A 21693-nucleotide genomic window follows, 5' to 3' on the forward strand; every position below is an offset into this window, starting at 1 on the left:
TATTTAGCTATATATTTCACTTTGCTGTAATTGATTGGTCAATGCAGCTTGGGCTTGCTGAATATCTTGCTCAAGAGAATGCTGCCATAACCAATCAAAACGATGTGTTAAATGCTGTCCGATAGATTCAAAATCTGAATATTTCGATGAATACAATTCGTATATTTCACCTGATTCACGTGATGTGTTTTGAACTTTGACTGCACGTTCTAAGCGTATTTGCTGATATATTTCAGAAACAAACTGAATGGATTCATGTGTTAGTTCAGGGTTTTCTAATAATTTTGCAAGGATTAAAGCATCTTCAAGACCTTGCCCAGCTCCTGCACCTTGATGTGGCAACATCGCATGCGCAGCATCACCTATCAAAATCACATTATTGGTACTGTTTTTATAAGTCTCTAAAGGCTGAATTTCATGTAAAGCCCAGATTGTTGGCGAGTCAATCAGTTCCAATAAGGCTTTACAGCTTTCACTCCATTCTAAAAAATCAGCCAACATTTGTTGTTTTGAAACAGCCATTGTCCAAGGTATATTTTCAGCCAATACCGTTTGTGTACGATCTGACTTAAATGCCACAATATTGATTTCCTCACCCTGTCGAATTGGGAAAGTCAAAATGTGTTTATCTTTACCTAAAAACATTTGCGGAACATCTGCGATTTCCACATCGCGCCCTAATTTTTCAATCGCTTGTTTATAGTCTTGATACTTAATGATCCCCCGATATGCCCAAGTTCCAGAAAATTGAGGTTCACTACGTGGCAATTGATGTGAATCCAGCACATGATTTCGGACAACGGAACGAATACCATCACAACCAATTACATAATCAAAGGTTGCCTCTTGACCATCAATGAAGCACACCGTCACTTGATCTTCATCTGCTTCAATATTTTGTACACGTTTGTTGAAGTGTACATTTGATAACGGAACTAAAGGAATTAAGCTATCGAGAAAATCTGCACGATGTACTGAAGACTGTCCAACAGATGGAGCAAGAGATGCTGATAGATATTCGTCGGTATAGCCATTCCGCCATTGGAACCAAATATCGGTATAGGGCGCTTTGACCTGATCTGCAATAGATTGATATTCTTGGCTTAAACCTAACAATTGGATTGCTTTTACCGCATTTGCACCAAAAGAGATTCCTGCACCAATTTCTGAAAATTCAGCAGCAGACTCAAATAAATGTACATCTAAGTTTGTATTTTTAACCAATTGGGTCATGAGTGCTAGTCCAGCAATACCTCCACCAATGACTGCAACTCTAATTTTTTTGTCCATTTTAGCATTCCTTACTAAATTACTTAGAATTCTATAATTGGTTATTTTTTAAGATAAATCCAATTTATATTTTTTGGTTCATACTATCTATTTTTTTGATATTTAGTTCAGGCTCTGCTTTTAAATCTGCTTTTGTTTTTTATTTATTGTTAATAAAATCAATCACCTAATAAATTTCATTGGATCATGATATAAGGCTAATAATTTTGAAAAATTGCCGAATAACTTAATTTATGCGCTTAACGTAAAGCAATGAGATTTTGTATTTCTGACATGTATCACTCATTTTGAGTGATACATGTCAATCTGATGATCAGTTTAAATAAATACAAATTAGCAAAAGACACATCCTAGAAACTTACAGTCCAAGCAAGTTGCGCTGTCCGTGGTGCGCCAAGAAATAAATAATCATCGCCTAAGAAATTTCCGGCATCTCTCCAATACTGTTTATTGAAAAGATTGTCGATATTGAATCGAAGTGTATTGTCATAGCCATAAGCTCTGAAATTATAAGCTGTGCCTAGATTAAATACGGTATAACTCGGCACTTTGACTGTACCCATTTTATTGGCATATTTACTGCTGCTGTATTGCATACCTGCCAATAAGCGTAACCCCTCTATTTGTGCCACTTGATAAGAGAGATAGTTTGCAAAACGAACTGATGGCACATTTTGTGTCTGATGCCCTTGATATTCAGTAACTTGGATGTCCTTTAAACGTGAACGTGTCAGTGCCAAAGTCGAGACCAAATCCAGATTTTGACTTAAACGCCCTTGCACACCTAACTCTAATCCAAGGTTATGCTGTTGACCTTCAGCAATAAAATCTCGTTCAGTATTGGTATATTGATTGTCCTGTTTTAAATCAAACACTGCTGCCGTAAACAGCAAATCTTGCCACTGTTGTTTAACACCTAACTCATACTGAGTTGAATGTACAGGAGCTAAAGTTAGACTTGGATTGTTGGCAAACCACGGAGCTTGTCCACCATCACTTATGCCTTTGGCATAAGAAGCATAAATGTTGGTATGTTCCCAAGGATGATACATCAGCGCAAATTGGGGTAAGAAACGATTAAAATTGGTGTCTCGAATCTTATTTGACTCGACATTGTAGGCTCCCTCATTGAGATGAATCAGTTTGCCACCCAAAGAGACTGACCATTCTGGATTAAAAGCAATTAAATCAATGATATTCAATGCTGTTTGTTGACTATCTAATGATTTATAGTGTTTACCCAAATGCTTATCTGTGGGGATATAGCTTTGCGGGTCCTCACCTATATTTCCTGTAGACTCAGCCCCTTCAACTACAGGTAAATTAATTGCATCATATTGTGTATGACGTTTAGCAGTTTGAGATAATTCTAAACTTAACTGATGCTGCAAAAAACCAGTGCTGAATGCCCCATTCAATCCGATTTTAAATTGGTTGGTTAAGTAGCTATCATCTGGACTGCGAAAATCATAAATATCGTAGTTGCCATTTTGATCAAAGCTATTCCCTAAGCCCGTCGTTTGACAAATACTGCTATAACATCCCCAAGGAAATGCAGCGTAATCATCTATCACCACACGACTTTGTGATGCTGTAAAATTTGCTTTCCAATGATCATTGAACTGAAATAAATATTTTAAACTGGCATTTAAACTGTCGCTGGTTACGGGTTTACTCCAGCTTTGATAAGCAAGTAAACGATCCCATTTCACATTTTGGGGAAGTGTCGTTCCATCCAATAACTGATATCCTGCCACTGAACGTTGACGTTGTCGCTGTGATTCTAGATCAAATTCTAACTTTGAACGTTCAGAAATATTCCAATCCAGCGCCATAGAACCAAACAAGCGCTTACCATCGGCATGTTCAACGTAGGAATGAATATCTTCTGTCGCAAGATTGATGCGATAACCAAACTGTTGGGTGTCTCCAAACAATCCACCTAAATCCGTTGCCACGCGAAAACCACCATAACGGTCGGTTTCTAATGTCATTGAACGAATATCTTCAGGTCGTTTGGTGACATAATTGATCACACCACCCGGTGTTGACATTCCACTTTGAATGGCACTGATGCCCTTTAAAATCTCGACCTGAGCTTTATTCTCAAGCGCAATATTTTGTTCGCCACGGACTAAGTTGCCATTCAGTAAATAGCTTGATCCAAGATTTAGCCCAAAACCACGCATCATAAAATTAGAATAATAACCAATAGGTGCATAACCATCGCCAATAGCTGCATCGTTCTTAACCACATCAGATAGTGTTTTTGCATGCTGATCTGCTAAACGATCTGCAGTAATGGTGTGGATTGAAGCTGGAATTTTAGCAATATTAGACTGACTAAAACCTGATAAATTGATCTTGGGTTGATAATAAACCGTTTGTGCTGCTTCGGTTTGAACGTCGACTTTAATCGTTTTAAGCTGTTGTGTATTTTTTTCCGTTTCTGCATGTAGCAGTACTGGACTCAATGCCAAACATGAAAATGAACCAACTGCCAGCAACGCTTTTTGTAAACGAGAAAATGGATACCTTTTCACTGTAATTGCCTAACCCCAAGATAATTTTACAAGCTAAATTTTAGCGCATGAGTATTCACAATTTTTTCTCAATGAACAAGCATTTCTATGCCATATTTAAGAATAATTCATGCTTTTATTGTGCAAGAAATCCATAATTTATTTATGTATATTACGATAAGCTATCTTTCTGTTTGCGTTATTTTTCAGCAGTTTTTTATTAAGTACTTTAGACCTTTTACGAAAGTCATTTTAGAAATAAGGGACATGTCACTGCGCGACTAGACGCTTGAAGTCAATATCATTGAATTTTGTTATTTTTTATATTTCATAAAACTATTAGACCTCTTGCGTTAGTCAAAATTTGAGCAGCTGTGATCTTTCTTATATAGTCAATCTGTTGAAAAATTCATACAGTAGAATATCATTTCTCTTGATCAATAAAATTAAAGCGATCAATATATTGTTTGATGATATAAAGCTTGCATTGCCACGCTTTAGCTCTAAAGTTTAAATTGTTTTGCGTAGGCGATACTCTACTTTTCAGAGATGAAAAGTAACAAAAATCTTCCGTTGAGCGAGGGGTACATCCTAATACCCCCGCTCAACATGGCGACATCCATGTCGCCTCGTGATAGCAAGACTGTTTATGATTCAAAAGTACAAAATAAATGAATCATCCAAATCACTTGTATGAATAATCAGGTGGTTCGACTATATAAGGTATTGCATATAGCTAAATGACCCAAAAATCTACTTTTGCAAGAGGTCTATTATAAAATAGTTTATACTTTCGCAAGAAATATAGTGTTTTTAATTTTATTTTAATTTATGTTAAACAGTAATTAAATTTATATTTTTAGAGTAAATTAATGATAAACTATATTCGAACGTTTTATATTGAATCTAAAATTAAAAAAACAGTAGATTTGGAGCTAAACAAATACAATTACTTTAATTTAATAAAAAAATTTAAAAATGAAAATTTTATTAGCGCAAAAGAATTACTAAGATTAGATATTTTATTGGATTCATATACATATTCAGTAAAATTAAGACCTCTAGATGGCAATCTTACAAACAGTAGAACAGAACTAGAAAAATATCTGAAACTTCTTATAAAAAAAGATCTTGAAAGAAAATATATTAATTTAAGAGATGTCGGCTTTTTATCATGCTCACGAGATGAAGGCCTTTTTTCAGATTATACTAATATTTCTAGTTGGTGGCTTGCAACATTGTTTAAAGGAAAGAAAAGCTTATCAGATGAAAAACGCGAAAAATATCTAAAATTTAATCAAGAACAGATATCAGAAACTATTATAGACAAGGAAAACCCATCACCTGATAGTTTTACAGATAATCATCAGGATTTTTATAAATTTCAATGGCATAATAAGATTATGGCTAATAATGGTGGTGGCTCTCACCGTTTAGGACGCGTTATAACGCTATGTAATGAGTTTGATCATAATGAATTTTATGAGACTAATCTTCATAGCTTTTATATAGATAATTTAATTTTAGATACATTATTTGAAAAATATTGCCTTTTTATAGTTTTTAAAGATGAATCAATTATTCATTTTATAAACTTTATTTACTCAAAAAAAATTGAAGCATATACGCTTGATTTAGAAAATTTTCAAATTTTAATAATTAAAAAGGATAATACTTCTTCAAGCATATGTGCGATTTTAAATAATCAGCAGAATATTAAAGAATTTCTGGAACAATTTATGATCTGAATAGTCATTAAAAAAACGAGATATACCTAATTGTTTATTTAAGCTGATTGATGCAAAAGTTTGTTTAATCACTTCATTATGGATTTTCGAATTTCTCGTGGTGTCATTCCAAATAAAACTTTGAATTGTTCTGTAAATCTTGATTGGGATTGATAACCACATTGATTAGCAATGTGACCAATATTCAATTGAGTCGTTTGCAACAAATGTAATCCATGACTTAAACGTGTTCTACTCCGAATATCTTGAATATTCTCACCTTCATTTTTTAATTTACGTCTCAAGGTCGAACTACTCATAAAAAGATCTGCTGCAATTAACTCAGCAGTCCAATCCAAAGTTAGATTATTTGCAATCATGCGATGTATTTTTTCACTGAACCGATGGGTTTGATTGATATTGGAAACATCGCGATATCCAAGATGATAAAGAATGCTTAACAGTTCTTTTTTTCTATATTTCATCACTCCTGCTGAGGACATTATTGCGAGTTGCATATATTGTAAAAGTGCAGTTTTAAGGATTGTATTGATATCCCCCTGTAGATATTCAACAGGCTGCTGAGGGTTCATTGACAAGTCAGTAAAATCCTCTTGCTCAAAATCGATCAGCACAGCAAAATATTCCTCTTGATGGGGTATATTTCTCATATCTATACGTGAGCTATTCGATAAAAATACAAAAGTTCCTGATTGGCATGTGACCAATTCCGATGTACCTAATTGTTTCTCACCATTTAAAATAAAGATAAGCAATGGCTTTATAATTGGTACGTTACTAATCATTTGTTCTTTATGGGAACAATAAATTGAAAAGGGTAAATATTGCTGTTGATTGATCGCTGTTTTAGCTATAGCAATGAGGTCATTCATGATTGAATATTTGGAATGTAATCATGATTTTAATTACATTCCACTCCGTTCAAATTAGATTATTTAATAGCCCCCTATCTTTGATAAAGAGCTTCGATTGTACTTGATGCAAGACTATGCGCTTTAACCATGTAGCCCGTTAATGCACTTGATGCATCTTTAGGTAGATCTAGCTTCTCAGAAAGTGCGTAGACCGTAAATTGATAACGATGAATCCCATGACCTTTTGGTGGGCAAGCTCCGCCAAATCCAGTTTGTCCAAAATCATTTGTTAAATTTATGACTCCTTTAGATTCTAATTTTCCATGACCTGATGGAATCGAAGTGACTTCGGTGGGTATATTGACTGCTTGCCAATGCCACCATCCACTGCCTGAGGGAGCATCTGGATCATAAACCATAATCGCATAAGCTTTGGTTGCTTTTGGCGCCCCACTCCAAGACAGCTGTGGAGATTTGTTTTCACCTGAACACCCAAAGCCTTGGTATTCATGTTTCTTTTTCATGATTTCTCCCTGCGTGATGTCTGTACTTTTGAGCTTGAACTCATCCGCATAGGTAAAGCCTGAAAAAATACTGAGCAACGGAAATATAAATTTCACAATGTTTTTATTCATTAAGTTTATCCTGTCTAAATACAGCATCTTAATGTTTTTAATAAAATTTAATTCTCTCTAAGTTGCCATTTTTTCGCCTAAATCAATCATTCTTAATTATATTGGAAAATATATTGAAAAATATGTCGATAAGTAACTGATATGAAATTGATTACAATCAAAAATGTACTCATCAATGATGCTCTAAATGACTGCTAATCTAGCAATACTATAAAACCCATCTTTATACTGATATTATGATGGATTTCAAATATTACATTAAAACTTTGTTTTTAAATGATTTATTTCAATACAAGATATTGATTTAAATTTTGTAGGGCAAAATTGGTGACGGATAAGTTGCCGCAACTATTTTTGCGTGTGAATATGATCCAGTCAGGGATGATGCTGAGCGTTATGCCGAAAGATTAAAAAATGCAGGTATTGATGTGAAATTACATCTGTTAACTGGAATGATTCATGGAGCAATTCATATGACGGCAATCACCTCAGAAGCCCGAAAAATTTATCAAAAAATTGAGTGAGCTATAGACTAAGGCTGAACCAATACGACAAGACTTAAGCAAGTTCAAAAGGTCAGTCTCTCAATATTTTTGTTTTAAATGTTTCATACAACCCAAACAGCCTGTTATTCATCGAACAGGCTGTTTTGAACGATATAGCTATATCAATTTAAGGTGTTGTTACTTTACTTGCATCTTCAGCAAACTCTCTAAAATCAGCTTTTCGAATTTTAGCGTGAATACCTTTGGTTTTATCGACGACTTGAGACACTTCAAAATCAGTTGCAGCACTTAAGTAAGCATAAGCAATTGCTTCATCGATGCCATATTCTTTATTTAAGAAACGAATTGCTTCTCGTGTAGACTTTTTCATCGCTTCGTCAAGGTCAGGGTCTAAACCGGGTGTGATCCAAAACTCAGCATTTTCTGCTAAGGGTTGTACAATCTCTTGCCCCGGAATCTTATCCTTACCCGCTTTTAACAAAGTAAACTTTAAGGTCGCACGAGCAGAAGCCTCTAAAGCAGTTAAAGCGACTTCACCATCACCTTGCGCAAAATGACTATCGCCTGTGTAAAACAAAGCCCCTGCAACCTGAACAGGATAGTAAGCTGTAGACCCAGCGCCTAATTCATTAATATCAATATTACCACCATACATGGCAGGTGGGACTGAATGAACGGGTTCTGAAGTATTCGGTGCTACACCCATGATGCCCATGAACGGGCTCAACGGGAATCGAATTGACTTACCTGATTCAGTTTTTAATACACCTTCATATTCACCTTTGGCATTTTTTTCGATGGGGGTAAATACTGAAACATTACCATAGCGTTCAGGATGTTCGGGTGAAGCATCCGCCTGTTGCGGTTTTTTAGGAAACTCACCAACCAAAGCACCTTTGCCATGACGATTTGAAATCACCCCATAAGGCACACGAGGTTCAACTTTAATCACTTCTACTTTTAAAATATCACCGGGTTGTGCGCCTTGAATTGCAATTGGACCAGTCACGATGTGTGGTCCATCTTTATGAAAATCATGCTTTAGATGAGATTTGGTAATAGTTTTTGCTTCATCTAAAATATATTCATCTGGAACACCCTTAGACTTAAAGAATTTTTCTGCATCTCTTCCTTGATCTTCAAGCAAGCCTTCATGTGAAACCGTATCGAATGTCACGGTACTTCCTGATGGCACCGAAAGTACAGGTTTAGCATCTTTATTTGGTAGGTATCCCCACGTTATCGTATTCAAGGTCGAAGGAACATAATAGTTACCTTTATATTCACCTTCTTTAAGCTGAACGGGTTTAGTGGAAAGCTGTTTAAGAACATTAAAATTATCCGCTTTAGCGACTGAAGAACCGAGAGTGGCAAAAATAAATAAAGACAAAACCGTGTGCTTAAACATATAACAGCCCCTTAATCATTGAAAAATAAAAATATTGTGCATGTGAAGTACAGCAAGTTTCATGCCATAGCAAAAAATCACAGGATTTAGAGGTTTTCAATTGAAAATGTGCTGTTTAAAGCCACAGTGATGAACCAATAACGGGCATTTTTTAATTATTGGTAAAAAAAACAGCAACATGAATTTAGCATAAGCTGCCCATGTTGCTGAGGATTTTAAATTTTATGAGGATTTAATTTCTTTTTGTGCAAAAGACTTTGCTTTGTTTGGAAATACATCAGGCTTTAAGAATGATGATGCAATGATGGCAATCACAGCAAAACTGACGATATAAGTGATGACCAAATGTGTGCTACCACCACCGATACTTAAAAGTTTTGTCGCAATCAAAGGAGCTAAACCTCCACCTAATACACCCGCAAACTGTACAGAGATCGAAATACCACTATAACGAATTTCAGCAGGGAATTGACGCGCAAAAAGCTGAGATTGTGGTGCATACATAATTGGGAATACAACGCCAATTGCCAATACAATCGCAGTCCACACCAGCACAGGATCTTTGGTATTCAACATGGCAAAGAATGGATAGCTATACAGTGCTAAGACGCATAGACCAAACCTAAACATATTCCGTTGACCGACCTTGTCTGATAAATGTCCACACAGTGGGGTCATGACCATAATTACCCCTGCACCACAAATCGTCGCAAATAATATTTCTTGTCGTGCGATACCTAATTGTGTCGTGGTGTATGCCAAGGTAAAAGTTGAAGCAAGATAGAACCACGCATTTTCAGCCGCACGTGACAATATAATAGTCAGTAATTCCTTAGGATGATTTTTAAATACTTGCAATGCAGGGACTTTAATTTCTTCAGCCTGTTGTTTAACTTGCTCGAAATCTGGAGATTCTGGAACTTTAACTCGGATATACCAACCTACGCCCAATAACACAATACTGGCTAAAAACGGTATTCTCCAACCCCAGCTAAATAGTGCTTCTTCGGGTAACATTGAAACTAGCCCTAAAGCAATTGAAGCCAGCATTAGACCACCACCAGTACTGGCTTGTGGTAAGCTCCCCCAAAAACCCTTATTACCTTCAGGTGCATGCTCGACAGCCATCAGCACTGCTCCGCCCCATTCTCCACCCATTGCCATACCTTGGATAAAGCGCAAGATAATTAAGCAAATGGTTGCCCAATATCCAATCGACTCGAATGTAGGTAACAACCCAATCATGACGGTAGGAATACCCATTAACATTAAGGTCACCAACAACATTGATTTACGACCAATTTTGTCACCAAAATGCCCAAATACGATCCCACCCAATGGTCGTCCAATAAAACCAACAGCATAGGTTGCAAATGCCGCAAGAACACCTGTCAAAGGGTCTAAGTTGGGAAAGAATAACTTATTAAAAATCAGTGCTGCTGCTGCACCATAGATAAAAAAGTCATACCATTCAATGGTCGTCCCCACCATACTTGAAATACCTGCTAAGCGGTGTGATGACTTTTTATTATTCGGATTTGTTCCTTGTACATCCTTCATTGCTCTATTCCTTCTTAACCGTTTTTTACATCCATTGAGATATATTCCATATATCTTGTATGATCCTTGGATTCACTTAAAAAATTTCTCTGATTCTCCCTTCATTTATTTGAATGAACATATTGTTTTAGCATCAGTGTGCTTTATGGCTAACCCAGTTCAGCCAATATTTTTTCTAAAACAGGATTGCTTTTTTGCCACTTTGGTTGCTTATCTTTATCAATGATTAGGGCACGAACGCCTTCTAAAATATCACCATGCTCAAACCAAATATCCTGCAAATCTCGTTCAAGTTGCATGCATTGCTGTAAAGAAAGCCCTCGACCTAAATATTGCAGTCTTAAACTGGTCTGCTTGGCCAATAAGGAACGTTGCTGCAAGGTATTTAAAACTTGAGTTGCCCATGCTTGATGTTGTTGATCTGATTCATTGGCAAGGCTTTGTTCAATTTCATCTAAGTTCTCAAAACCAAAATGCTTACGAATATTGTCCACCCATCCACTGAGTTCACTTTCTACAGGTCGAGTGATAAATTTTGAAATGATCTGATCAATATGATCTTTGCTTAAATAATCTGTTTGGCTTAAAGCCTCTTCTAGTGCAGGAAACTGTTGACTGGGTACATGGTAATCTATCAAATCTAGATATAGGGCATCGCTACTAGTGATCTGGTCACCTGTAGTCGCCAGATACACCCCAATATCATCCAAACGTGATAAGAAATGTGTGGCTGCGACATCTGGAAAGAAACCAATCGCTGTTTCAGGCATCGCAAAACGTGATTTTTCACTGCTGACAATAATATGGCATGCCTGAGCCAAGCCAAAACCGCCCCCCAAAACATAGCCATCAAGTAATACCACAACCGTTTTTTGTGAGGCACGTATACAGTTCAGCATGGCATATTCAGCAATGAAGTACTCCTTATGACCCGCTGTGCCATTTTTAAAGTGATCATAGAGGTAACGAATATCACCACCTGCACAAAAAGCTTTTGGACTGTTGGATTTAATCAATATCGCCTGAATAGTTGTATCATCTTGCCAAGTTTCGATTTGCTGATGAATACCATTGATCATATCCAAGGTCAGCGCATTCAGACTCGATACACGATTTAATACAATGATGCCTAGAGCACCTTTTTGTTCAATGATTAAATGATTTTCGTGGTCCATGATTTAATCCTCTTATTATTGATTTTTAAATTGCGCTTGGCGCTTTTCTACAAAGGCTTGCATACCTTCTTTTTGATCTAAAGTCGCGAATATTGAATGAAAACTACGACGCTCAAAAAGTAAACCTTCGGCTAAACTCACTTCAAAAGCACGGTTAATCGACTCTTTGATCATCATTGTCGCCACTAAAGATTTTTCAGCGATCTTTTCAGCGGCTTGTAAGGTTTCAGCTAAAAGTTGATCTTTAGGGAAAATACGGGCGACTAAACCACTGTGTTCAGCTTCAATTGCCTCCATTTGTCGAGCAGTCAGACACATTTCCATCGCTTTGGCTTTACCCACCGCCAAAGTCAAGCGCTGTGTTCCGCCTATACCAGGAATAACCCCAAGCGTTACTTCAGGTAAACCAAACTTGGCATTGTCAGCACAGTAGATAAAATCACACATCAACGCCAATTCACATCCACCACCTAATGCGTAGCCACTGACTGCGGCAATTAAAGGTTTACGGCGCTGAGCAATTCGATCGGCAAGGTTAAAGAAATCATCAAAATAGATATTGGGAAAGTTTAATCCTGCCATTTCTTTAATATCAGCACCTGCTGCAAAGGCTTTTTCTGAGCCAGCCAGCACCATACAACCAATATTTTGATCTTTTTCTAAATCGTCCAAAGCTAAATTTAATTCATCAATCAACATAGAATTCAATGCATTTAATGCCTTGGGACGGTTAAGCGTAATCAAACCTACGCCGTTTTGCTTTTCCAATAAAATCGTTTCAAATTGCATATTTCAATTCCTAATCTGTAGCTACGCAGTGTCTTGTGGTACGACTTATAAACTTCGTGCAATGACCAAACGTTGGATGTCACTGGTGCCTTCATAAATTTGACAAATACGAGCATCACGATAAATACGCTCAATAGGAAAATCTTTTAAATAACCGTAACCACCAAATACTTGTAGCGCTGAAGAACAAACACGTTCAGCCATTTCTGACGAAAACAGTTTTGCCATAGATGCTTCGTTCAAACAGGGTTTACCAGCCTCTTTCAACCGTGCAGCATGGTGAACCAACTGTCGTGCAGCTTCGATTTCTGTCGCCATACTGGCTAAACGAAATGCAATCGCTTGATGTTCAAAAATAGCTTTCCCAAAGGTAATACGTTCTTTGGCATACTTGCTCGCTTCTTCTAACGCTGCACGGGCTAAACCTACTGCTTGGGCTGCGATCCCAATACGTCCGCCTTCAAGATTAGACAAGGCAATCTTTAAGCCTTCGCCCTCTTTACCCAACATCAAGCTTTGGTGTACACGAACATCTGTCAATGCAATTTGGCAAGTATCTGAAGCATGTAAACCCAGTTTTTCTTCTGTACGAATGACTTCATAGCCGGGTGTTTCACGCGGTACAATAAAGGCACTGATCCCTTTTTTACCTGCTTGAGGATCAGTTACTGCAAAGACAATAATGACACCTGCATTATGTCCAGACGTAATGAACTGTTTAGCACCGTTAATTACCCAATCATCACCATCTTTCACTGCGCGTGTTTTCAGTGCTGCGGCATCAGACCCAGTATGCGGTTCAGTCAAAGCAAATGCGCCAATCATTTCCCCTTGCGCTAAGGGCATTAAGTATTTTTGTTTTTGTTCATTCGTACCAAATTTAGCGATTGGCACACAACCCACAGAATTATGTACACTCATGATGGTTGAAGTTGCACCATCTGCTGCTGCGATTTCTTCTAATGCAAGCACATAAGCCAAATTTCCTGTATCAGAACCACCCCATTGTTCAGAAATTAACATCCCCATAAAACCCAATTGTCCCATTTGAGACAATGCTGTTTTTGGAAATACACTGTGTTTATCCCATTCTGCTGCATGCGGTTTAATTTGTTCTTGAGCGAAATTTTTCGCCATATCCTGAATCAATAATTGTTCTTCAGTAAATTGCATTTTTCATTCCTTGATCTGTTACATCACCTGCATAAAGCCTGCTCAGCTTATGCAGGATTTATACTAACCTGCATTCTTTTCTAATTGTTGTTTGGCAATCTCTTGATTACGCAATAAAAACCGTTGGATTTTGCCACTAGGTGTTTTTGGAAGCTCTATCACAAACTCCACTTGTCTTGGATAAGCATGTGCCGATAAGCGCTTTTTAACAAATTGCCCCAGTTGTTCTGCCAAACTGTCAGAAGCAATTTGATGCTCTGCTAAAATCACAAAAGCTTTGACGATTTCAGTTCTTTCCGCATCAGGAACACCGATTACAGCTGCTTCAATGACCGCATCGTGTTCAAGTAAAGCACTTTCTACATCAAAAGGACCAATTCGATAGCCTGAGGTGGTAATCACATCATCACTACGCCCAACAAAACTCATGCTGCCATCTGCATGCAGTTCAGCAGTATCACCGGTTAAATAGTAATGTTTTACAAAAGGTGATTTACGGCTTTCTTGATAGCCACCGAACCACATCATCGGTGATTGCTGGATATCCACTGCTAAAATTCCAGGTGTATCTGCTGGAAGCTCGTTGCCTTGTTCATCAAGCACAGCAACACGGTATCCTGGACTTGCAAAACCAGCAGCACCAGCACGCACCTCATGCTCCAAACCATGATGGTTACACACCACCATGCCAACCTCAGTTTGTCCATAATGATCGAAAATAGGTGCATCGAGTGCCTGTTTAAACCAGCGGAAAACTTCAGGATTTAGAGGTTCACCGGCACTACTGACTACACGAAATTTACCTTTCAGTTGCGCCATTTGGGCAGGATCTGCAGCCATCATCATACGATAAGCGGTCGGTGCGCCTGCCAAATTGGTTATTTTATAATCCTCAATAATTTGACATAAACTTTCGATGCTAAAACCGCCTTCATAAAATAAAGTTGCATGCCCCAACAGCAATGGTCCCGTAATGCCATAGTACAGACCATATGCCCAACCCGGGTCAGCAATATTCCAAAAGTTATCTTCTTCACGTAAGCCAATGGCATCTTTCATGTAATTACCGAAAGCAATTAAGGCTTTCAGTGGTACTTCTAAGGGTTTCGCAGGTCCAGTGGTTCCCGAGGTAAACATCAACAAAAATGGAGCTTGAATATTTTGCCTGACCAAATCACAGTGTTCAGACTGTTGTTCGACCTTTTGCCAAAAATCTAAATCGCCATCCATAACACCATGACCATGCTGATCAGCAACCGTCATTATTTGTGGACATTGTGCGATTTCATCCAATTTGCTTCGATTCGCTGTATCAGTTACGACCAATTTACTTTTTGCCAATTGAAGACGATGTTCAATGGCTTTGGGACCAAATGCAGTAAAAAGTGGCTGATAAACTGCACCAATTCGCCAAGCTCCCAAAATCACAACCAGCAATTCTGGTGTTCTTGGTAGTAAACCCGAAATACGATCGCCTGTTTCGACACCTTGTGATTTTAAAAAGTTTGCAAACTGACTCGACCACTTTTTCAGTTGGCTAAAGGTATACTGTTGTTTGCGTCCATCTTTGCCTTGCCAATATAAGGCAATTTTTTCGCTATCAGCATCTGCATGCCGATCGCAGCACTCATAACATGCGTTCAGTTGCTCGACTGAACCCGATAACATTGCTTTTACTGCACCGTCTAAATTAAATGAATTAGCAACTTGATGATAATTCGACATATTATTTACTCCAGTCTGGATTTATTGTTATTCATGACACGAGTGAATCTATAGCTTTCACCATCCTTTGATGGTGAAATGGCTGATATTTGGATTAAGCTTCTTTCGCTAAGTATTGTTGGATAATGCTAGAAAAATCGAGCTGGGCATTTCCTTGCATACACAGTTGCTGATACAACTGCTGAACCAAACCACCTAAAAGAACAGGTTGTTTGACTTGCCCTGCTGCTTCAATGGCTAGACCAAGATCTTTCAACATCAATTGTGTGGCAAAACCATCACTATAGCCACGCCCAGCAGGTGCATTTGCAGAAATACCCGGCCAAGGGTTACAGACTTCAGAACTCCAGCAACGACCACTTGAGCTATTGATCACCCCTGCTAAAGCTTGTGGATCAATACCGAGTTTTGCGCCAAGTGCCATGCCTTCAGCAACGGCTGCCATCGAAATGCCTAAAATAAGATTATTGCAAATTTTCGCAATTTGACCTGCACCCACTTCGCCACAGTGCACGATATTTTTGCCCATTGGTTTGAGTACAGATTGAACTTGTTCAAAGGTATTTAAGTCTGTACCGACCATAAATGTCAGTGTTCCTGCTTGTGCACCAATCGTACCGCCTGATACTGGTGCATCGCATACTTGAATCCCTTGCTCTGCGCCTACGACTGCAATGTCTTTGATGGTTTGTGGATCAATGGTACTGCTGTCTATGCATAAACTACCTTTTTTGAGTACTGCAAGTACGCCATTTTCACCCAAATAAACCTCTTTGACATGTTTTGCAGCTGGGAGCATAGTAATCACCACATCGGCTTGTTCAGCAGCAGCTTGTGGGTTGGCATGTGCAATGCCTCCTGCTTCAGTAAAATGAGCAATGGCAACTTCACTCAAATCAAAGCCATGTACCTTTAAACCAGCTTTGAGGAGATTATGAGCCATCTTACCGCCCATATTACCTAGACCAATAAATGCAATATTCATCCTTGAACTCCTCGATTAACGCAAGCTAATGGTGGTATTCACTTCACCTTTTTCTTGTGTATCTTCAAACCAACGGCTCGTAATGGTTTTGGTTTGCGTATAGAACTGCACGGCTTGCTTGCCATAAGGTCCTAAGTCTCCGAGTTTCGAACCTCGTGAACCTGTAAAGCTAAAGAACGGAACAGGTACAGGAATTGGAATATTAATGCCGACTTGTCCTATATCAATGTTGTTTTGGAAAGTGCGGGCAATCGCACCGCTTTGAGTGAACAAACCTACGCCATTTCCAAATGGATTTGCATTGACCAACTCCATAGCTTGTTCAAGCGTATCAACATGAATAATGGCAAGCACAGGTCCAAAAATTTCTTCTGTATAAATGCGCATATCGGTTGTAACTTGGTTGAAAATAGTTGCTCCCACAAAATTACCATGTTCATAGCCAGCCACTTTTACATCGCGACCATCAAGCAATAATTGAGCGCCTTGTTCAACACCACTATTGATTAAATCTATAACACGGGCTTTGGCACGTGGAGAAATAACAGGACCAATATCGGTTTGAGGTTCATGTCCTGCATTGACTTTTAAGGTCTTGGCTTTTTCGACTAATTCATCAACCCAGTTTTTGGTTTCACCCACCATCACCGCAACAGAAAGCGCCATGCATCGTTGTCCAGCAGCACCAAAAGCAGCACCGACCAAGGCATTTAAGGTTTGTTCTTTATTGGCATCTGGCATTACCACAACATGGTTTTTTGCCCCCATCATAGATTGCACACGTTTAGCATGTTGACCTGCTAAGTTATAGACATGTGTGCCCACAGCAGTTGAACCGACAAAAGAAATTGCTTTAATGTCTTGGTGTGTACATAGACGATCCACTACTTCTTTACCGCCATGAACAACATTCAATACACCTGCTGGAACGCCTGCTTGCACAGCCAACTCAACCAACATCATGGTCGATAATGGATCTTGCTCAGAAGGTTTAAGAACAAAGGTGTTACCGCACACGATTGCCATTGGAAACATCCATAAAGGAATCATGGCAGGAAAGTTGAATGGAGTGATACCTGCACATACGCCCAGTGGTTGTTGCAAGGTATAGGTGTCTACACCACGTGCCACACCTTCGATATATTCACCCATTTGTAAAGTGCCAATTGAACAAGCATGTTCAACTACTTCTAAACCACGTTGAATATCACCTTCTGCGTCTGCCAAAGTTTTGCCTTGTTCAGCAGTCAACACACGGGCAATATCTTTCATGTTGTCACGGATTAAATCCTGTAACTTGAGCATAATGCGCATGCGTGCTTGGATTGGTGTTAAACGCCAAGTTTTAAAAGCTTCTTGTGCAGCCGCAATTGCAGCATCCACTTCATCCAAAGTCGCCATAGGTACACGACCCAGAACTTCCTGTGTTGCAGGATTTAAAATATCTTGCCATTCGGTTGTATTGGATTCGGTAAATTTTCCATTAATTAATAATTTAGCCGTCGTCGAATGAATATTTGACATCGTGTTCATAACCTCTCCATAGGCACTATTTTTTGTTGTTACTTTCTTAGAAAATAGCCAAAAGCACTATTTTCATCAGCTCTGTTTCAATTCAAACTAACAAAGAAAATATAGATGACCAATAGAAATTAACGCACAATGAATGTGCAAATATGCACAAGGACGTCATGAACAATGAAAGTAGATTGGGATCACTTACAGTTTTTTTTGGTGCTGGCTCGCGCAAAAACGCTTACCAATACAGCACGGATCATTGGGGTTGAACACAGCACAGTATCTCGACGAATACAGGCTTTAGAGCTTGCTTTAGGTACACCATTATTTAGAAGAGAAGCAACGGGCTATGAACTTACACAGGAAGGTTTAGCACTTGTACCTCGTGTCGAACAGATGGAACAAGCCTTTTTGCAAATTGAAAAACCGAACTTACCTTTGCAGGGACATGTGCGAATTGGCACACCAGAGGGCTTTGGTACTGCTTTTTTAGCTCAGTTATTGGCAGAATTATCCAAGCAATATCCACTGCTCACTATTGATCTCATCCCTGTGCCTAAAATGATTAAACTTTCGCATCGTGAAGCTGATATTGTCATTTCAATTGATCGTCCTAAATCTGGTCCGTATATTATTACCCGCTTAACGGATTATTGCCTTAAAATTTATGGCAGTAAAACCTATTTAGAATGCACCCAACCTATTAAAAAACTTGAAGATTTAAAAAATCATAAATTTGTGAATTATATTGATGATTTAATTTACAGTCCTGAACTGTATTGTTTAGAACGTTTACCTTTACAACTGAATGCTAATTTTCGAAGTAGCAGTATTTTAGCCCAACAGATCGCTGTCAGTGCTGGTGCTGGATTGGCAATTTTGCCCAAATTTTTAGCGGACAATAAACCTGAACTTGAACAGGTTTTAGCAGAAGAAGTTCGCTTTATTCATACCTTTTGGATGCTGACTTTGGTTGATTTACAGCACGAACCCCGTATTAAATTGGTCTGGGATTTTTTAAGAGCACAGGCGGACAAATATCAGAATTTATTGATGGATTGACCAATCTTTCTAAATCACAAAGCTTTATTTGAACGGTGTATGACCAGCAAAGTTATTTGGTGGTCATACTTTTCAAGAACACATTGTTAGTTTGCTAGACCCACCGCTTTAGCACGTGCCTTATGCAATTTTTTATAACTGTCAATCAAACGTAAATGACGGTCTAAACCCTCTAGCTTCATGCTAGTTTCTGTCAAACCATAAAAACGAATGCTTCCCTCTAGAGAGCCAATCACTGCATCCATACGCTCATCACCAAACATACGGCGGAAATTCGCTTCATAGTCATCCAGATCCATCTCGTCATCCAGTTCGACTTCGAGCATGACATTCATACACTGATAGAACAAACCACGTTCAACGGTATTGGTGTTGTATTGAAGGAACTGTTCCACCAAATCTTTGGCTTCTTCAAACTGCTGTAAAGCAAGATAAATTAACAGTTTTAACTCAAGAATAGTGAGTTGTCCCCATACCGTATTATCATCGAATTCAATACCAATTAACGTCACGATATCGGTATAGTCATCAACCTCAACTTCTTCAAGAAGCTCAACCAAAGCTTCAAGCTGTTCATCATCCAAACGATGTAAATTTAAGATATCTTCACGAAACAACAAGGCTTTATTGGTATTGTCCCAAATTAAGTCTTCGACCAAATAAATTTCAGAATAATCTGGCACGATAATACGGCATGCAGTTGCACCTAAATGCTCATAGACCGCCATGTAAACTTCTTTACCCATTTGTTCAAGAATGCCCATCATGGTTGCAACTTCATCAGCATTGGCATTTTCACCTGTACTGCTAAAATCCCACTCGACAAAGTCATGGTCAGCTTGAGCACTAAAGAAACGCCAAGACACCACACCACTTGAATCAATAAAATGTTCAACAAAGTTATTCGGTTCAGTCACGGCATTAGAGCTAAAGGTCGGCTTAGGTAAATCATTTAAACCTTCAAAGCTTCGACCTTGTAATAACTCAGTCAAGCTACGCTCCAAAGCCACTTCAAGCTTAGGATGCGCACCAAACGATGCAAATACGCCACCTGTACGCGGATTCATTAAGGTGACACACATCACTGGAAATTCACCACCCAACGATGCATCTTTAACCAAGACTGGAAAGCCCTGTTCTTCTAGACCTTTAATACCCTCAACAATACGCGGAAACTTGGCTAAAACATCTTCAGGTACATCAGGAAGAGTAATTTCACCTTCCAGAATTTCTCGTTTAACTGCACGTTCAAAAATCTCAGATAAACATTGGACTTGCGCTTCGGCTAAAGTATTTCCAGCACTCATACCATTACTTAAATATAAGTTTTCAATCAAATTAGAAGGAAAATAAACCACTTCCTGATCAGACTGACGTACAAAAGGCAACGAACAAATCCCGCGTGCAGTATTGCCTGAGTTGGTGTCATAGAGATGCGTTCCCAACAATTCATTGTCTGGGTTATAAATCTCTAAAGTATATTCATCTAGAATTTCTTTAGGGAGTTCACCATTTGGACCTGGTTGAAACCATTTTTCATTTGGATAATGCACAAACTCAGCATTGGCAATCTCTTCCCCCCAAAACTGATCGTTGTAGAAGAAATTACAGTTTAAACGTTCAATAAATTCGCCCAAAGCAGATGCCAAAGCGCTTTCTTTGGTTGCACCTTTACCATTGGTAAAACACATAGGTGACTGTGCATCTCGAATGTGTAATGACCACACATTGGGAACAATATTTCGCCAAGAGGAAATTTCTATTTTCATACCCAAACCTGCCAGAATCTCTGACATATTGGCAATGGTTTCCTCTAAAGGTAAATCTTTACCTTCAATATAAGTTGAACTTTCTTTTGCTAAGTTTGGCATCAGCAAAGCTTGCGCATCAGCATCAATGCTTTCAACTTCTTCAATGACAAATTCAGGACCTGTTTGAATGACTTTTTTAACTGTACAACGGTCAATCGAACGTAAAATCCCTTGGCGATCTTTGTCTGAAATATCAGCAGGAAGTTCGACTTGGATTTTAAAAATTTGTTTATAACGATTTTCTGGATCAACGATATTGTTTTGAGATAAACGAATGTTATCAGTCGGGATATTTCGTGCAGCACAATAAACTTTAACAAAATAAGCTGCACATAACGCAGATGATGCCAGAAAATAATCAAAAGGACCCGGTGCAGAACCATCACCCTTATAGCGAATTGGCTGATCAGCAATAACGGTAAAATCATCGAACTTCGCTTCTTGTCGAAGATTATCGAGATAATTAACCTTGATTTCCATGTGGGCACCTAAAGAATCTTATGTGTGAACACGGACACATAAATTTAAATATTGAAAATAAGTCAAATAACACACAACAAATTGACTTAAAAAGAAACTAACATCAACGAATATTAGTCAGAATGGGCGCTATTATAGAATTATTTTATTAAATTGATAATGCTTGTCTGGCGTTAATCGAAAATCTATCTAAATCACCCTGTGTGAGCATCAAATGTTTATCTGCTCAATACTGCATAGATCAGTTGAATTTTTTATTGAATAAGAAACCAATAAGTGATTTTTTCCAAAAATATTTTTTGTAATTTCCATCTGAAAGCTAGACCTAGTGTGCCTTTTCATCGAATGTTTAAGTTATAATTACTTACATTATTTTACCTTTCATAAAATTCTGTATCAATAAGGGTCTGTTGAGTAATCGTCTATGTTTGTGACTACGCCTGTTGTTTAGG

15 protein-coding genes and 1 pseudogene are annotated in these 21693 nt (G+C 38.3%); 3 read left to right on the top strand and 13 right to left on the bottom strand.

The genetic code is table 11. The features are described 5' to 3' along the window. Positions 1-3: 3 nt before the first annotated feature. Positions 4-1290 (bottom strand): salicylate 1-monooxygenase, encoded by a 1287-nt coding sequence (salA, locus tag ACINWC743_RS20860; RefSeq protein ID WP_009586919.1) that lies wholly within the window; start codon positions 1288-1290, stop codon positions 4-6. Positions 1291-1640: 350 nt separating this feature from the next. After that, the gene (locus tag ACINWC743_RS20865; RefSeq protein WP_009586914.1) at positions 1641-3833 is read right to left on the bottom strand and encodes a TonB-dependent siderophore receptor; all 2193 of its coding nucleotides are present in this window, start codon (positions 3831-3833) and stop codon (positions 1641-1643) included. 851 nt (positions 3834-4684) lie between these two features. On the opposite strand from ACINWC743_RS20865, the gene ACINWC743_RS20870 reads away from it, so the two are divergent. Beyond that, positions 4685-5560 carry a DUF6685 family protein gene (locus tag ACINWC743_RS20870; RefSeq protein ID WP_009586891.1) on the top strand — a complete coding sequence of 292 codons (876 nt, stop codon included), beginning with the start codon at positions 4685-4687 and terminating at the stop codon, positions 5558-5560. A gap of 68 nt (positions 5561-5628) precedes the next feature. On the opposite strand, the gene ACINWC743_RS20875 is transcribed toward ACINWC743_RS20870, so the two are convergent. After that, positions 5629-6432, bottom strand: a complete 804-nt coding sequence (locus ACINWC743_RS20875; RefSeq protein ID WP_009586883.1) for a helix-turn-helix transcriptional regulator — start codon at positions 6430-6432, stop codon at positions 5629-5631. 74 nt (positions 6433-6506) lie between these two features. Continuing rightward, positions 6507-7049: a YbhB/YbcL family Raf kinase inhibitor-like protein gene (locus ACINWC743_RS20880; RefSeq protein ID WP_009586926.1), complete on the bottom strand. Its 543-nt coding sequence runs from the start codon at positions 7047-7049 to the stop codon at positions 6507-6509. 344 nt (positions 7050-7393) lie between these two features. Between ACINWC743_RS20880 and ACINWC743_RS24120 the strand changes: the two are divergent. Beyond that, positions 7394-7573, top strand: a pseudogene (locus ACINWC743_RS24120) (alpha/beta hydrolase); the annotation flags it as partial. 148 nt (positions 7574-7721) lie between these two features. Here the strand turns inward: ACINWC743_RS24120 and ACINWC743_RS20885 are convergent. The 8 genes from ACINWC743_RS20885 to ACINWC743_RS20920 form a co-directional block, all read right to left on the bottom strand. Next, the gene (locus tag ACINWC743_RS20885) at positions 7722-8963 is read right to left on the bottom strand and encodes an acetamidase/formamidase family protein (RefSeq protein ID WP_009586894.1); all 1242 of its coding nucleotides are present in this window, start codon (positions 8961-8963) and stop codon (positions 7722-7724) included. Positions 8964-9185: 222 nt separating this feature from the next. Next, positions 9186-10523 (bottom strand): MFS transporter, encoded by a 1338-nt coding sequence (locus ACINWC743_RS20890; protein ID WP_009586912.1) that lies wholly within the window; start codon positions 10521-10523, stop codon positions 9186-9188. Between the two features lie 149 nt (positions 10524-10672). Beyond that, a complete protein-coding gene (locus ACINWC743_RS20895) occupies positions 10673-11698 on the bottom strand; it encodes an enoyl-CoA hydratase/isomerase family protein (RefSeq protein ID WP_009586900.1) in 1026 nt (341 codons plus the stop codon). A gap of 15 nt (positions 11699-11713) precedes the next feature. Then, on the bottom strand, positions 11714-12487 hold the full coding sequence (locus ACINWC743_RS20900; RefSeq protein ID WP_009586938.1) for an enoyl-CoA hydratase: 774 nt from the start codon (positions 12485-12487) through the stop codon (positions 11714-11716). Between the two features lie 45 nt (positions 12488-12532). After that, complete coding sequence (locus tag ACINWC743_RS20905) at positions 12533-13660, bottom strand: acyl-CoA dehydrogenase family protein (RefSeq protein WP_009586940.1); 1128 nt, start codon at positions 13658-13660, stop codon at positions 12533-12535. A 63-nt stretch (positions 13661-13723) separates the two neighbouring features. Then, complete coding sequence (locus ACINWC743_RS20910) at positions 13724-15385, bottom strand: AMP-binding protein (protein ID WP_009586902.1); 1662 nt, start codon at positions 15383-15385, stop codon at positions 13724-13726. 94 nt (positions 15386-15479) lie between these two features. Next, positions 15480-16370, bottom strand: coding sequence for a 3-hydroxyisobutyrate dehydrogenase (mmsB, locus tag ACINWC743_RS20915; RefSeq protein ID WP_009586866.1), 891 nt, complete (start codon positions 16368-16370; stop codon positions 15480-15482). A 15-nt stretch (positions 16371-16385) separates the two neighbouring features. Further along, the gene (locus ACINWC743_RS20920) at positions 16386-17903 is read right to left on the bottom strand and encodes a CoA-acylating methylmalonate-semialdehyde dehydrogenase (RefSeq protein WP_009586931.1); all 1518 of its coding nucleotides are present in this window, start codon (positions 17901-17903) and stop codon (positions 16386-16388) included. Positions 17904-18068: 165 nt separating this feature from the next. On the opposite strand from ACINWC743_RS20920, the gene ACINWC743_RS20925 reads away from it, so the two are divergent. Continuing rightward, the gene (locus tag ACINWC743_RS20925) at positions 18069-18950 is read left to right on the top strand and encodes a LysR family transcriptional regulator (protein ID WP_005031638.1); all 882 of its coding nucleotides are present in this window, start codon (positions 18069-18071) and stop codon (positions 18948-18950) included. An 86-nt stretch (positions 18951-19036) separates the two neighbouring features. Here ACINWC743_RS20925 and ACINWC743_RS20930 read toward each other — a convergent pair whose 3' ends face one another. Beyond that, complete coding sequence (locus ACINWC743_RS20930) at positions 19037-21241, bottom strand: OsmC domain/YcaO domain-containing protein (RefSeq protein WP_009586861.1); 2205 nt, start codon at positions 21239-21241, stop codon at positions 19037-19039. Positions 21242-21693: the final 452 nt, after the last annotated feature.

Origin of the sequence: Acinetobacter sp. WC-743 (genome assembly GCF_000335555.1) — a bacterium.
Taxonomy (GTDB): domain Bacteria; phylum Pseudomonadota; class Gammaproteobacteria; order Pseudomonadales; family Moraxellaceae; genus Acinetobacter; species Acinetobacter bereziniae.